The organism is Streptomyces sp. P17 (assembly GCF_032436805.1).
Lineage (GTDB): Bacteria > Actinomycetota > Actinomycetes > Streptomycetales > Streptomycetaceae > Streptomyces.
This window is the reverse complement of sequence record NZ_JAVRBF010001160.1, coordinates 1-254: the sequence shown is the minus strand read 5'-3', so window position 1 is coordinate 254 and position 254 is coordinate 1. Positions and strand designations below refer to the sequence as shown.

Here is a 254-nt window from a genome sequence, read left to right as displayed (position 1 = left end):
CAAATTGAAGGCGTGCAGTTTTTGAAAGAAGGCGATGTGGTGGAAGTGCAAATTCACGCGGAAAGCGGTACGATTTTAACCGCGGAAATGCCCACGCACGTAATATTGGAAATAACCTATACCGAACCGGGATTGAAAGGCGACACGGCAACCAATACATTGAAGCCTGCAACCGTTGAAACAGGCGCTGAAGTACGTGTACCTTTGTTTATCGAAACCGGCGAAAAAATAAAAATCGACACACGTTCAGGAAG

The 254-nt window shown here is 46.1% G+C and carries 1 pseudogene; it reads left to right on the top strand.

What is annotated here, in order from left to right:
- A pseudogene (locus RMT89_RS44265) lies at positions 1-254 on the top strand (elongation factor P); the annotation flags it as partial.